13 protein-coding genes are annotated in these 12,552 nt (G+C 70.9%); 10 read left to right on the forward strand and 3 right to left on the reverse strand.

Annotation, left to right across the window (positions count from 1 at the left end; translation table 11 throughout):
* Window positions 1-65 precede the first annotated feature (65 nt).
* Entirely contained in the window at window positions 66-1,157 is a 1,092-nt protein-coding gene (locus OG574_RS25595; protein WP_100595612.1) for a S1C family serine protease, read from the reverse strand.
* Between the two features lie 338 nt (window positions 1,158-1,495).
* Between OG574_RS25595 and OG574_RS25600 the strand changes: the two genes are divergently transcribed.
* The gene (locus OG574_RS25600; RefSeq protein WP_326775104.1) at window positions 1,496-3,250 is read left to right on the forward strand and encodes a trypsin-like serine protease; all 1,755 of its coding nucleotides are present in this window, start codon (window positions 1,496-1,498) and stop codon (window positions 3,248-3,250) included.
* Window positions 3,251-3,325: 75 nt separating this feature from the next.
* Here the strand turns inward: OG574_RS25600 and OG574_RS25605 are convergent, their stop codons facing one another.
* The gene (locus tag OG574_RS25605; RefSeq protein WP_100595614.1) at window positions 3,326-4,348 is read right to left on the reverse strand and encodes a LacI family DNA-binding transcriptional regulator; all 1,023 of its coding nucleotides are present in this window, start codon (window positions 4,346-4,348) and stop codon (window positions 3,326-3,328) included.
* Between the two features lie 23 nt (window positions 4,349-4,371).
* Entirely contained in the window at window positions 4,372-5,235 is an 864-nt protein-coding gene (locus tag OG574_RS25610; RefSeq protein WP_326775105.1) for a winged helix-turn-helix transcriptional regulator, read from the reverse strand.
* Window positions 5,236-5,494: 259 nt separating this feature from the next.
* Between OG574_RS25610 and OG574_RS25615 the strand changes: the two genes are divergently transcribed.
* The 9 genes from OG574_RS25615 to OG574_RS25650 all read left to right on the forward strand — a co-directional run bounded on the left by OG574_RS25615 (window position 5,495) and on the right by OG574_RS25650 (window position 12,550).
* Window positions 5,495-6,328, forward strand: coding sequence for an alpha/beta hydrolase (locus OG574_RS25615; RefSeq protein WP_100595615.1), 834 nt, complete (start codon window positions 5,495-5,497; stop codon window positions 6,326-6,328).
* Window positions 6,329-6,364: 36 nt separating this feature from the next.
* A complete protein-coding gene (locus tag OG574_RS25620; protein ID WP_100595616.1) occupies window positions 6,365-6,619 on the forward strand; it encodes a MoaD/ThiS family protein in 255 nt (84 codons plus the stop codon).
* Window positions 6,620-6,624: 5 nt separating this feature from the next.
* Entirely contained in the window at window positions 6,625-7,899 is a 1,275-nt protein-coding gene (locus OG574_RS25625; RefSeq protein ID WP_326775106.1) for a hypothetical protein, read from the forward strand.
* Between the two features lie 126 nt (window positions 7,900-8,025).
* Complete coding sequence (locus tag OG574_RS25630; RefSeq protein WP_326775107.1) at window positions 8,026-8,754, forward strand: LmeA family phospholipid-binding protein; 729 nt, start codon at window positions 8,026-8,028, stop codon at window positions 8,752-8,754.
* 191 nt (window positions 8,755-8,945) lie between these two features.
* Entirely contained in the window at window positions 8,946-9,026 is an 81-nt protein-coding gene (locus tag OG574_RS52775; protein ID WP_351257108.1) for a putative leader peptide, read from the forward strand.
* A 146-nt stretch (window positions 9,027-9,172) separates the two neighbouring features.
* The gene (locus tag OG574_RS25635) at window positions 9,173-10,012 is read left to right on the forward strand and encodes a sulfurtransferase (protein WP_326775108.1); all 840 of its coding nucleotides are present in this window, start codon (window positions 9,173-9,175) and stop codon (window positions 10,010-10,012) included.
* A 49-nt stretch (window positions 10,013-10,061) separates the two neighbouring features.
* Window positions 10,062-10,349, forward strand: a complete 288-nt coding sequence (locus tag OG574_RS25640) for a DUF1416 domain-containing protein (protein ID WP_100595620.1) — start codon at window positions 10,062-10,064, stop codon at window positions 10,347-10,349.
* Between the two features lie 231 nt (window positions 10,350-10,580).
* Complete coding sequence (locus OG574_RS25645; RefSeq protein ID WP_326775109.1) at window positions 10,581-10,964, forward strand: hypothetical protein; 384 nt, start codon at window positions 10,581-10,583, stop codon at window positions 10,962-10,964.
* Between the two features lie 14 nt (window positions 10,965-10,978).
* Window positions 10,979-12,550, forward strand: coding sequence for a peptidoglycan-binding protein (locus tag OG574_RS25650; protein ID WP_326775110.1), 1,572 nt, complete (start codon window positions 10,979-10,981; stop codon window positions 12,548-12,550).
* The last annotated feature ends 2 nt before the right edge of the window (window positions 12,551-12,552 follow it).

The following is a 12,552-nucleotide window of genomic DNA, read 5'->3' on the forward strand; positions in this document are numbered from 1 at the left end:
GGGCCGGTATCAGCCTCGCACGGTGGCGCTGCGGGTGGGCGCGGCGCGGCGGCGCGCGGCCGGGGTCAGCTGCCGGAGGTGCCCCCGCTGCGCAGCGAGTCGAGGTCGGCCTTGACGGTGTTGACGGGGATGGCGAAGCCGAGACCGACGCTGCCCGCGCCGGACGATCCGGACCCGCTGTCCGAACTGGCCGAGTACATCGCGGAGTTGATGCCGATGATGTTGCCGTTCATGTCGATGAGCGCGCCGCCGGAGTTGCCGGGGTTGAGGGAGGCGTCGGTCTGGAGGGCCTTGTACGTCGTCTTGGACGAGCCGGTGTCGCCGTTGAACTGCTGCCCGCCGAACTCGAACGGCCACTGGCCGTCGCTGCCGCCGCCCTGTTGCTGCTGCTGTTCCTCGTCCGTGGAGACGGTGACGTCCCGGTCGAGCGCGGAGACGATGCCGCTGGTGACGGTGCCGGTCAGGCCCTCGGGGGAGCCGATGGCGACGACCTCGTCACCGACCTTCACGTTGTCGGAGTCACCGAGGGACGCGGTCTTGAGGCCGGACGCGTTCTTCAGCTTGATGAGGGCGAGGTCCTTCTTGGCGTCGGTGCCGACGACGTCGGCGGTGTAGGTCTTGCCGTCGTTCGTGCGCACCTTGACCGTCGAGGCGCCCGAGACGACGTGGTTGTTGGTGACGATCTCGCCGTCGCTCGTGATGACGACGCCGGAGCCGGTCGAGCTGCCCGCGTTCGAAGTCGCGCTGATCTCCACGATGGCGGGGCTGACGGCCTCGGCGACACCGGCGACGGTGCCCTTCTTGCTGGTCGGCACGACGCTCGCGCCGGCGCTGGTGGACGTGGAGTCCTTGCCGGTCAGCTCCTGGAAGGCGTACGCGGTGCCGCCGCCCACGGCCGCGGCGGCGATGGCGACCGCGGCGAGAAGCCCGAGCGGGCCCTTCACCCGCCGCCGCCGTGCGGGCGGCGCGGGGGAGCCCTCCGGTACCGGAGCGGGCCACATCGCCGAACCCGGGGCGGCGTTCACCGGCTGCGGCGGGTCGTACGCGGGCGGGGGCGGGAACGCGCCGCCCGCCTCGGGGGTCCCCGGATACGAGGACTGCGAGTGCTGCTGCTGGCCCTGGGGGTACTCGCCGCTTCGGCGGAAGCTCTCGGTCATGGCAGTAAGCCTGTGCCGCGTTCATGAGAGCCACCTGAGCGTGCCCTGAGAGTCCCGCGAGAACCCTGTTTGCCCGAAATAAAGGCACCCTCGGGAAACGGCGGGTTGACGGCGGGTGAGATACGGGAGGGCGCCGGAACAACTCTCACCTGCCTGCTGTGGAGGTCGTGTGTTCAGGGGCCCGTGAGATCTACGATCCGTGCGCCGGAGGGGGGTCTGCGGCGGTGCTCGGGGCTGAGCCCGATTCTTCGTGTGCTCTGTGTCCGGTACCGGCCGTGGTGTGCGTCGCAACGCCCCTTCTCGGGCCCTGAAGCCACTCTTCACACCAGGAGCCCTGAGTGATACCTGCCCTGCGCGACCGCTGGAGACGCCCCGCCACGGCGTTGTCCACGGCCGCTCTCGCGCTGGCGCTGAGCTGCGCCGGCGCCCTCGTGGCGCACCCTGCCACCGCGGCCGACGATCCGCCCGTACTGCCCGACGCGAGCGTCGCCCGTACCGCGAATCCGGCCCCTTCCGCCTCCGACGCCGAACTGCGCAAGCGGGTCGTCGAGGCCGCGAAGACCCAGGCGACCCCGGAGACGAATCCCAAGAGGACGCCGTTCATCATCGGCGGCACCGAGACGGCGATCTCCTCGGCGCCGTGGATGGTCCAGCTCTCGTACTACGACGCCGCGTCCGGCGACGGCTACTTCTGCGGCGGCACCCTCGTCGCCCCGAACAAGGTCCTCACCGCGGCGCACTGCGTCGCCGGTCTGGACTGGGTGAACAACGGCGCGGTCGTGGCCGGCACCGCCGGCCTGCTCGACAGCGCCCAGGGCACCGTCGCGGGCGTCTGGCGCCAGTGGAACCACCCGCGCTACAACGCCGACACCATCCAGAACGACATCGCGGTGCTCACCTTGGACCGTCCGCTGGAGGACCAGTGGGCGAAGGTGGTCCAGAGCAACGACACCGCCTCCTACAAGGCGGGCACCTCCGCCACCGTCTACGGCTGGGGCCTGACCTCCGGCGCCGAGGACGCCGATCTGTCGGCGACCCTGCGCAAGGCGACCCTGCCGATGGTCTCCGACTCCACCTGCAACACCGCGATGCAGTCGGTCCTCGGCGAGGACGACTTCATCGAGGGCTCGATGTTCTGCGCGGGCACCCCGGCGACGGGCGCCGACGAGGGCACCAAGAGCCCCTGCAGTGGTGACTCCGGCGGCCCGGTGGTCGTCGGCGGCCGCGTCGTCGGCATCGTCTCGTGGGGCGTCTCCGGCTGCACCGCGAAGGGCGCCTACCCCGTCTTCACCAAGGTCTCCTCGTACGTCTGGGCGGCCCAGCCGCGCATCGACGACACGGACCTGAGCTTCGACGGCCGGGCCGACCTGCTGGCGCGCACCCCCTCCGGGGGCCTGTTCGAGCAGGACAGCAAGGGCACCTCGCTCACCACGCGCGCCTACCAGAGCGCCGGCTGGCAGACCGCGAGCTGGGCCCTCCAGGCCGACCTGGACCGGGACTTCTTCCAGGACCTGATCATCCGCGACAGCACCGACGGCAAGCTGTACCGCAGCTACTACAACCACGCGTCGGACGCCTTCGAGTGGATGCAGATCACCTCGGTGTGGGGCGGCTACAAGTCGTACGCCATCCCCGGCGACATGACCGGTGACTCCCGCCCCGACCTGGTCGCGGTGGACGCCGACGGCTCGACGTACCTCTACCCGGGCAAGGGCAACGGCGAGTTCTACGGCAAGGTCAAGGTCGTCGACAAGGCCTGGAAGGGCGTCAAGATCTTCGGCCGCGGAGACCTGACCGGCGACGGCAAGGCGGACCTCCTGGTCCGCAACAGCTCCGGCGTCCTGTACCTCTACCGGGGCACGCAGGTCGAGAAGACCCCGTTCGCCGCGCGCATCCAGGCGCGTACGGGCTGGAACTTCACCTCGTACGTGACGAACGGCGACGTGACCGGCGACGGTATCGCCGACGTCATGGCCCGCGACTCGGGCGGCACGCTCTGGCTCTACCCGGGCACCAACAAGGCGTCCGCGGACGTCTTCGGCGCGCGCAAGAGTCTCGGCACCGGGTTCAACCAGTACAACCTGATGTTCTGAGCACGTGTTCCGAGTGACACGCAGCACGCGCGCGTCGGTCCCGCGGTTCGGGGGCCGGCGCGCGTTTCTGTGCGGTCAGGGGCAGCCGCAGGACTGGCGGACGACCAGCCGCGAGGGGAACACCTTCAGGCGCTCACGCCGGGACCCGGCGACGCGCAGCGAGTCGTCGAGGACGAGGTCGACGGCGGACCGCGCCATCGCCGAGCGGTCCGATGCGACCGTCGTCAGCGGCGGATCCGTCAGACCCGCCTCCTTCACGTCGTCGAAGCCGGCGACGGCCAGCTCGCCCGGCACATCTATCCGCAGCTCGCGCGCGGCCCGCAGGATGCCGAAGGCCTGGTCGTCCGTGGAGCAGAAGATCGCCGGCGGCCGCTGGGGCCCGGCGAGCAGCTCGAGCCCGATCTTGTACGCGTCGTAGCGGTTGTACGGCGCCTCGAACAGCCGGCCCTCGGTGGGGAGTCCCGCCTCGTGCATGGCCCGGCGCCAGCCCTCGACGTGGTCGGAGACCGGGTCGCCGACGGACGGCGTCTCGGCGGTGCCGCCGAGACAGGCGACGTACGGGTGGCCGTGCTCGAGGAGATGGCGGGTGGCGAGCTGGGCGCCGCCGATGTCGTCGATCACGACCGCGACGTCGTCGATCGCCTCGGGCCGCTCGTGGAGCAGGACCACGCGCGCGTCCCAGGCCTCGATCTCGGCCGCGGCCGAGTCGTTCAGGCCGTGGCTGACGAGGATGAGGCCGGACACCCGCATGCCGAGGAAGGCCCGCAGATAGTGGACCTCGCGCTCCTCGACGTAGTCGGAGTTGCCGACGAGGACCATCTTTCCGCGCTCGGACGCCGCCTGTTCGACGGCGTGCGCCATCTCCGCGAAGAACGGCTGGCGCGCGTCCGGCACGATCATGCCTATGAGGTCGGTCCGCCGCGACGCCATGGCCTGGGCGACCCGGTCGGGCCGGTACCCCAGCTCCTTGATCGCGGCGAGTACACGCTCGCGCGTGGCCGGGGCAACCGGCCTAGGTCCGTTGTTGATGACGTAGCTCACGACCGCGGTCGAAGTACCCGCCAGTCGCGCCACATCATCCCGAGTCACCTTGGCCACGCGCGGAGTCTACGCGGATGGACCTACCGCTGGGCAGGGCGTCCGGCGGCGGCCTGGTGAGCGCCCGCCCGGGGCTGGTCGCCCGGCTCCCGCACGGCACGGGAATCGGCCCCGGAGTCCGCGCTGTCGGCCTTTTCCGCGTGTGCTGCCTGCTCTGCTGAGTCCGGCTTCGGGGCGGCCGCCTTGGCCTTCGCCGCGTCCGCCGCCCGCTCGACCTTCTCCGGCGTCACGAAGCGGTAGCCGACGTTGCGCACGGTGCCGATCAGCGACTCGTGCTCGGGCCCGAGCTTCGCGCGCAGGCGCCGCACATGGACGTCGACGGTGCGGGTCCCGCCGAAGTAGTCGTAGCCCCACACCTCCTGGAGCAGCTGGGCGCGGGTGAAAACACGGCCCGGGTGCTGCGCGAGGTACTTGAGGAGCTCGAACTCCTTGAAGGTCAGGTCGAGGACCCGCCCCTTCAGCTTCGCGCTGTAGGTGGCCTCGTCGACCGACAGATCGCCGTTGCGGATCTCCATCGGGGAGTCGTCGGCGACGATCTGCTGGCGGCCCATCGCGAGCCGCAGCCGCGCCTCGACCTCGGCGGGTCCCGCCGTGTCGAGAAGTACGTCGTCGATGCCCCAGTCGGCGGTGACCGCCGCGAGGCCGCCCTCCGTCACGACGAGGACCAGCGGACAGCCGGGCCCGGTGGAGCGGAGAAGCTGGCACAGGCTGCGTACCTGCGGGAGGTCGCGGCGCCCGTCGATGAGGATGACGTCGGCACCGGGGGTGTCGACGAGAGCGGGGCCCTCGGCGGGGGCGACCCGCACGTTGTGCAGCAGCAGGCCGAGAGCGGGGAGCACCTCCGTCGACGGCTGAAGGGCATTGGTCAGGAGCAGCAAAGAACTCATCGCGCCCCACCTGCCTGGGTCGTCCTGCGGTCGTGCACGTTTCGCTCGCCCATAACGTCTGGTTCCTCCTCGGTCCCTGCGAGGACGTTTACGGCACTGCTTCGTACTGCGTTGTTCGTACTGCTTTGCACTGCTTCGGGCCCCGCGCCCCGGGGCCCTGCGCGCCGTGCGGTCCGCGTTCGTATACAACGCGGTCCGAAAGCACAAAAGGACCCGGGGGCTTCGCTGCCCGGATCCTCTGCCAAGGAGAATAGCCCACATGAGTTCCGGTCGGGCAGGTCAAGACGCAGGATCTTCTGTGCAGCCGATCACTGCGCGCTCACGGCGCGTGATGCTGCGCACGCGGGACGGTGTGCCGATCGAGGCCGCCTACGACCCCGGGCCAGGGCCCGCCGGGGGCCCGGTGATCGTGGTCGCGCACGGGTTCACGGGCGATCTGGAACGGCCGCATGTCCGGCGTGCGGCGGGGGTGTTCGCGCAGCGTGCCGCCGTGGTCACGTTCTCGTTCCGGGGGCACGGGCGGTCGGGCGGGCGGTCCACCGTCGGCGACCGGGAGGTACTCGACCTGGTGGCCGCCGTGGAGTGGGCGAGGTCACTCGGTCATGAACAGGTGGTGACGGTCGGATTCTCGATGGGCGGGTCCGTCGTCCTGCGGCACGCCGCGTTGCACAGGGGGCGCACGGAAGCGCGGTCCGACGCCGTCGTCGCGGTCAGTGCCCCGGCCCGCTGGTACTACCGCGGGACCGCGCCGATGCGGCGCCTGCACTGGCTGGTGACGCGGCCCGCCGGCCGGATCGTGGGCCGTATCGGGCTCCGCACCCGCATTCACCCACACGAGTGGGACCCGGTGCCGCTCTCGCCGGTCGAGTCCGTGCCGCTGATCGCGCCGACACCGCTGCTGATCGTGCACGGCGACCTGGATCCGTACTTCCCCCTCGACCACCCGCGCATGCTGGCCTCGGCCGCGCCCGGCGGGGCCGAGCTGTGGCTGGAACCGGGCATGGGCCATGCCGAGCACGCGGCGGACGACGGGCTCCTCGCGCGGATCGGCGGCTGGGCCACGGCATCATGGACGACGGCAACCGCCGAATAGACCGTATGGACAGACCGCATGGGAGGAACGCCGCACATGGCCAACGGAACCATCCGCTACTGGGCCGCGGCCAAGGCGGCCGCCGGTGTCGCCGAGGAGCCGTACGAGGCCGAGACGCTGGCCGACGCGCTGGAGGGCGTGCGTACGCGACACCCCGGTGACCTGGTGCGCGTCCTGCAGCGTTCCTCGTTCCTCATCGACGGTGACCCCGTCGGCAAGCGCGGGCATGAGACGGTACGGCTTGCCGAGGGCGGCACGGTCGAGGTGCTCCCGCCGTTCGCAGGAGGGTGACCGCGATGAGTAACGAGCCGTACGAAGACGAGTACGGGCAGCAGCAGCCGCCCCAGCAGACCCAGCACTGGCAGGGCCAGACCTGGGACACCCAGGCCCAGTCGACGTATCCGCCGCCCCAGGGATTCGAGCCCGGCCAGGCCGCATACGGGCAGGCCGAGTACGGCCAGGCCGCGTACGGGCAGGGTCCGGTGAGCCAGACCGGCGGTGAGCAGCACGCCTACGGCGACCAGCAGGCGTACGGCGGTGAGCAGCACGCGTACGGCGGTGACCAGCAGTCCTACGGCGGTGACCAGCAGTCCTACGGCTACGGGCAGGTGCCGTACGGGCAGGGGCCCGCGGTTCAGACGCCCGGTGGCCAGACTCCGCCGCCCGCGCATGCCGCGTACGGCCAGGCGCCCCAAGCCCCCGGTGCCGATCAGCAGACGCCGGTCTTCGGGACGGTGGCGGCGGCCCAGCCGCTGCCCGTGGCCGAGCCGGAGGCCGCCGGTTACGGGCCCGCCACCGTCACCGGCAACGCCCGCGTCACCGACGCGCAGCGCGCCCGTGCCGAGGGGCGGTCGCCGATCATAGAGCCGGGGATGCAGCCCGCCGCGCTGACCGCGCTGCTCGGGCTGCTGCTCGCGGGCGGCGCCGCGGTGGGCCAGTACGCGCTGCTCGTGCCGCTCGTGCTGCTCCAGGCCGTCACGGCCGCCGGCTGGTTCCGGCTCAACGGCATGTGGCCCGCCCGGCAGGGCATCGCGCTCGCCTTCGCGGGCGGCCTCGCCGCCGACGCCGCGCTGCTCGTCACCGGCCGGGAGCACGCGCCCGCCGCGATCCTCGGCACCCTCGGCGTGTGGGTCCTGCTCACCCTCGTCCTCCAGCTCCGCAGCCACGCGGCCCCGGACGAGCGCATGTACGGCCTGATGGCGACGGTCGCCTCCGCGGCGCTCGCCATCGTCGCGACCGGACACCTCGCGGCCGACCCGGACGCCGTGACCGTCGGCGCCGTGGCCGTCGCCGTCGCCGTCCTCGCGCGGGCGCTCCCGCTGCCGACGCCCGCCTCCGTGGCCGTCGCGCTGCTCGCCGCCGCGGGCGCCGGCATCGCCGCCGGCGGCATGACGGACATGGGATCCAAGGGCGCGCTCCTCGGCCTCGGCGCCGGTGTCTGCGCGCTGATCGGCCACCGCGTCGCGAGTTACGACTATCCGTCCCGCTTCGTGCACATGACGGCGGGCGTGGCCCTGCCGCTGGCCGCCGCGGCCCCGGCCGTCTATCTGCTCGGGCGGGTCGTGGGCTGAGCGTCCGGCGGGCACACGGCCTGTCACAGCTGATCGACAAGAATCGGGCCGGGCCCCCTTCGTGGGGGTCCGGCCCGTACTCTCGCGATCAGGAACTGTCGTCCAGGTGGGGGGAAACACCGGGCCATGCGTGCTCTGCGGATACTTCTGATCGTCGTCGTGATCCTGGGCGGCCTGTTCGTCATCGCCGACCGGGTCGCGGTGAACTACGCGGAGGGCGAGGCGGCCGACCGCGTGCGCACCAGCGAGGGCCTGGCCAGTACGCCCGACGTCTCCATCAACGGCTTCCCGTTCCTGACCCAGGCCGCGGGCGGCACCCTGGACGACGTGGAGATCGGCATCAAGGACTACGACGCGAAGAGCGGCGGCGAGTCGATCCGGATCGCCGATCTGAACGCCGAGATGCACGGCGTTCGGTTCGACAGCAGCTTCAGCTCCGCCACCGCCGACTCGGCCACCGGCACCGCCCGCATCTCCTACGCCGAGCTGCTCAAGGCCGTCAAGAAGCAGGACGCCGCCCAGGTCGCCCCGGGCGTGACGGCCCGGATCGAGGGCCTCTCCTACGGCGGCGGCGACAAGGTCAAGGTCACGATCACCGTGCACACGCCGGTGGGCACCCTGCACCCCACCGTCCTCAGCTCGGTCAAGGTCACCGACGGCAAGGTCTCGGCGCGTGCCGACAGCCTGCCCAAGGCCGGCGCGCTCGACCTGGCCGAGGGCCGGATCCGCGCCGTCACCGACTTCCAGCAGGCGATCGACGACCTGCCGGCCGGGATCGAGCTGGACCGGGTCGAGGCGGTCAAGGACGGCGTCGAGATCTCGGTGAAGGGTTCGAAACTCGACCTCGTCGGGTAGTCACCCGGAAACGGCGCGTCCGCACTGCGAGACGACGCCGTCCGCACAGCAGTGATCGGCGGAGCCGCAGCGGCCCCGGAGCCCGAGGTGAGCGGCTCCGGGGCCGCACTCATCTCGTATCGTGGACGATCGCGTCTCAGGATGCGACACGCCGGTGACACGGCCGCCCGTGCGTACCTACGATCGGTGGCATGAAGCGACAGGCGGATCTCACGAAGCGGCGGGCAGTAGACCTGTGCCGCGTCGCCGCCATGCTCTGTCGCACCGCCTGAGCGGGACGGCAACTCCCGCTTCCCCAGGCCCCTTTGAGGCCTCCCCTCGCGCGCGTCGAATGCCGTCCCTGTCCGCATGCAGGGACCGTGCCCGCGCCGCACCCGCACTCCCGCACCCCGCCGCAACTGCCCCGGAGGAGAAAAACATGAGCCGCAGCGACGTCCTGGTAGACGCCGACTGGGTCGAGGCGAACCTCGACAACCCGAAGGTCGTCATCGTCGAGGTCGACGAGGACGCTTCGGCGTACGACAAGAACCACATCAAGAACGCCATCAAGGTCGACTGGCAGCAGGACCTCCAGGACCCGGTCCGCCGCGACTTCATCGACCAGGCCGGCTTCGAGAAGCTTCTGTCCGCGCGCGGCATCGCCAACGACGACACGGTCGTCCTCTACGGCGGCAACAACAACTGGTTCGCGTCCTACGCCTACTGGTACTTCAAGCTCTACGGCCACGACAGCGTCAAGCTGCTCGACGGCGGCCGCAAGAAGTGGGAGCTCGACTCGCGCGACCTCGTCGCCGAGATCGTCCAGCGCCCCGCCACGGAGTACAAGGCCAAGGCCCAGGACACCTCGATCCGAGCCTTCCGTGACGACGTCGTCGCCGCGATCGGCAGCCTGAACCTCGTCGACGTGCGCTCGCCCGACGAGTTCTCCGGCAAGCTCCTCGCCCCGGCGCACCTCCCGCAGGAGCAGTCGCAGCGTCCGGGCCACGTCCCGTCCGCGCGCAACATCCCGTGGTCGAAGAACGCCAACGACGACGGCACGTTCAAGTCGGACGACGAGCTCAAGGCCCTCTACGAGGACGAGCAGGTCGACCTGGCCAAGGACACCATCGCGTACTGCCGCATCGGTGAGCGCTCGGCCCTGACGTGGTTCGTCCTGCACGAGCTGCTCGGCCAGGCCAACGTCAAGAACTACGACGGCTCGTGGACCGAGTACGGCTCGCTCGTCGGCGTGCCGATCGAGCTCGGCGCCAACAAGTAACCCCGCCCGACCCCCCTGACAGACCTGACCGACCTTTTTGGAGAAGCACATGTGTGGAGCGAAGGCCGGCGGCCCCGACGCCTCGACGATCAAGCCCGGTGAGACCACCATCCAGGGCCAGGTGACCCGCGACGGCGAGCCCGTCACCGGTTACGTGCGCCTGCTGGACTCGACCGGCGAGTTCACGGCCGAGGTCCCCACCTCGGCGACGGGACAGTTCCGTTTCTACGCGGCCGAGGGCACGTGGACGCTGCGCGCCCTGGTCCCGGGCGGCTCGGCGGACCGTACGGTCGTCGCCCAGACCGGTGGTCTCTCCGAGGTCGCCATCGCCGTCTGACGCGGCTCGCCGTGTGACGGCGGCGCAGATACGGCCGAGGGGCCGCACCTCCGGGGGTTGGACGCCTACGGAATCGGGGTGCGGTCCCTCGGCTTTGTGCGGAGCCCGTGCTGACGGGCGTGTACATGGCGCTGTTCTGCTAATTTTTCTTGACAGGCTGTGACCTGACTCAACTTCCCTGATCCGGAAGGCGCGTCGAGGTCGTGGACTCAAGAAATCGGGGGAAGAGCCATGGCCTCTCCGGAGGGGTACCAGGTCGGGCACAAGGGCATGTCGGGCCAGGCCGGCGAACTCGACGGCGCGGGCCGCGACGTCGGCAAGATCGGCAAGGCGATCGCCGGCACGATGTGCTACTCGCAGGACGCGCTCGGCGGCTCCGACACCGCTCCCGCGTTCAACACGTTCGCGGCCGCCTGGGAGGCCGAGACCAAGGTCCTCGAAGCGGCCCTGCACGAACTCGCCGACAAGGTCCGCCTGTCCAGCCGCGCCTACTCCGGCTCCGACATCGGCGTACGCAACGGAGCGAAGTCCGTGTCCGTGGGCTCCGCGGGCGGGGAGGGCGTCAGCACGATGCCGACGTACGCCGAGCGCCCGTCCGCGCTGTCCGGCTACTGACGGGGCCTGCGACCGTGACGGAATCCACGAACGACCGCAGGCAGAAGCTCAACGGCCTGCGCGACAGGATCTCTTCGGCCGGCAGCAAGAACGACCTGATCGACGCGATCGACGACGCCCTCGGCGTCTCGGGGCCGGTGGGCGAGCCGAAGGTGATCGAAGCGCTGGGCAAGCGCTACACCGGCCAGACCGACGAGGCCGACGCCGTGAGCGACCGGATCGACAAGATCGCCCGCAAGGGCCTGCCGCAGGTCTGGGTCGGCGACACGAGCGTCCTTGCCTCCGACGTGGTGGGCGCCGCCTCCCGCGACGCCCAGCAGATGATCGAGGCGTTCCAGGGCGGCGGCAAGGCCCTGATCGCGCTGTCCGACGCGCTGGAGACGGCGCAGACCCTGGACGGCACCGGCCGCGGCAAGCTGCGCGACGCCCGCGGCATGCTCGGCGGCAAGGACGGCTGGTTCGACGACTGGCACGAGGACGACGACGAGGAAGCCCTCCGTCTGAAGGCTCGCTCCCTGGCCTCGCACGGCGTCGACGACCTGCACAAGGCGGCCGCCGACGCCGACGACGCCGCCCGCGTCGCGGCCCGCGACCTCAACAAGTTCGCCGCCGAGGCCCGCGCCGGCCAGATGGGCACCGACGAACTGACCGCCGCCGACCGGCTCGCCCTCGCCGACACCGCCAACCCGGGCGGCGACCCCGAGCTGAACGAGATCCTCAGCGCCAACGACCTCGAACGCTCCGGCCGCGCCATGGAGAACATGTCGCCCGCCGAACGGGCCCGTATGGAACGGCTGTTGGCGAACGCGTCGAGCCCGCAGGAGAAGGCGTACCTCATGAAGGCCCTCGCCTCGGGCCACGACGTCGGCGAGGTCGAGAAGTTCGGCGGGAAGATCCACGGCAAGGACGCGGCGTGGCTCTCGGAGCACCTGACGCCGGTCACCACTAATTCCGTCGCCTCCGGCAAGGAGCAGCAGGATTTCCGTGGCGAGCTCTGGGACCAGGACGACGAGACCTGCGTTCCGTCCTCGACGGTCACGGCCCGCGCCCTCGTCGACCCGGTGTACGCGCTCGAACTCACCGGCGGCCCCGACGGCACCGACGACGACCCCGACCACTTCCGCAAGCGCCTGCACGACGAGCAGTTCCGGATGAACGAGGAGGGCGACGGCGAGATGGACGGCTGGTGGTGGGACCAGCACCCGGCCGGCATGGACGGCGACGGGCAGGAGGAGATCTCCAACAAGGAGCTCGGCCCGCACACCGGCGACAAGTACGACCAGAAGGAGATGGACGGCGCCGACGACCGGCGCGGCGTCCTGCCCGACATCGAGAAATCCGTCGCCGACGGCAAGCCCGTGCCCATCAACATCACGCGAGTCGACGAGCACGGCGACCGCCACGGCCACAGCCTGATGATCATCGGGCAGGAGGACGGCAAGCTGCAGGTCTACAACCCGTGGGGCACCACGTCCTGGATCAGCGAGGACGATTTCATCAACGGTGATCTCCAGGCCGCCGCCGACGACCGTTACTCCAAGGCCCACCAGGGCGACGTCAACCGCGTCTACATCCAGCAGGACTGAAC

Origin of the sequence: Streptomyces sp. NBC_01445, assembly GCF_035918235.1 — a bacterium.
Classification (GTDB): Bacteria; Actinomycetota; Actinomycetes; order Streptomycetales; family Streptomycetaceae; genus Streptomyces.

Coding starts and splice junctions, on each gene's coding strand:
- OG574_RS25595 (WP_100595612.1), bottom strand. CDS start 1,157: ATGACCGAGAGCTTCCGCCGAAGCGGCGAGTACCCCCAGGGCCAGCAG.
- OG574_RS25610 (WP_326775105.1), bottom strand. CDS start 5,235: ATGAGTTCTTTGCTGCTCCTGACCAATGCCCTTCAGCCGTCGACGGAG.
- OG574_RS25615 (WP_100595615.1), top strand. CDS start 5,495: ATGAGTTCCGGTCGGGCAGGTCAAGACGCAGGATCTTCTGTGCAGCCG.
- OG574_RS25620 (WP_100595616.1), top strand. CDS start 6,365: ATGGCCAACGGAACCATCCGCTACTGGGCCGCGGCCAAGGCGGCCGCC.
- OG574_RS25625 (WP_326775106.1), top strand. CDS start 6,625: ATGAGTAACGAGCCGTACGAAGACGAGTACGGGCAGCAGCAGCCGCCC.
- OG574_RS25630 (WP_326775107.1), top strand. CDS start 8,026: ATGCGTGCTCTGCGGATACTTCTGATCGTCGTCGTGATCCTGGGCGGC.
- OG574_RS52775 (WP_351257108.1), top strand. CDS start 8,946: ATGAAGCGACAGGCGGATCTCACGAAGCGGCGGGCAGTAGACCTGTGC.
- OG574_RS25635 (WP_326775108.1), top strand. CDS start 9,173: ATGAGCCGCAGCGACGTCCTGGTAGACGCCGACTGGGTCGAGGCGAAC.
- OG574_RS25640 (WP_100595620.1), top strand. CDS start 10,062: ATGTGTGGAGCGAAGGCCGGCGGCCCCGACGCCTCGACGATCAAGCCC.
- OG574_RS25645 (WP_326775109.1), top strand. CDS start 10,581: ATGGCCTCTCCGGAGGGGTACCAGGTCGGGCACAAGGGCATGTCGGGC.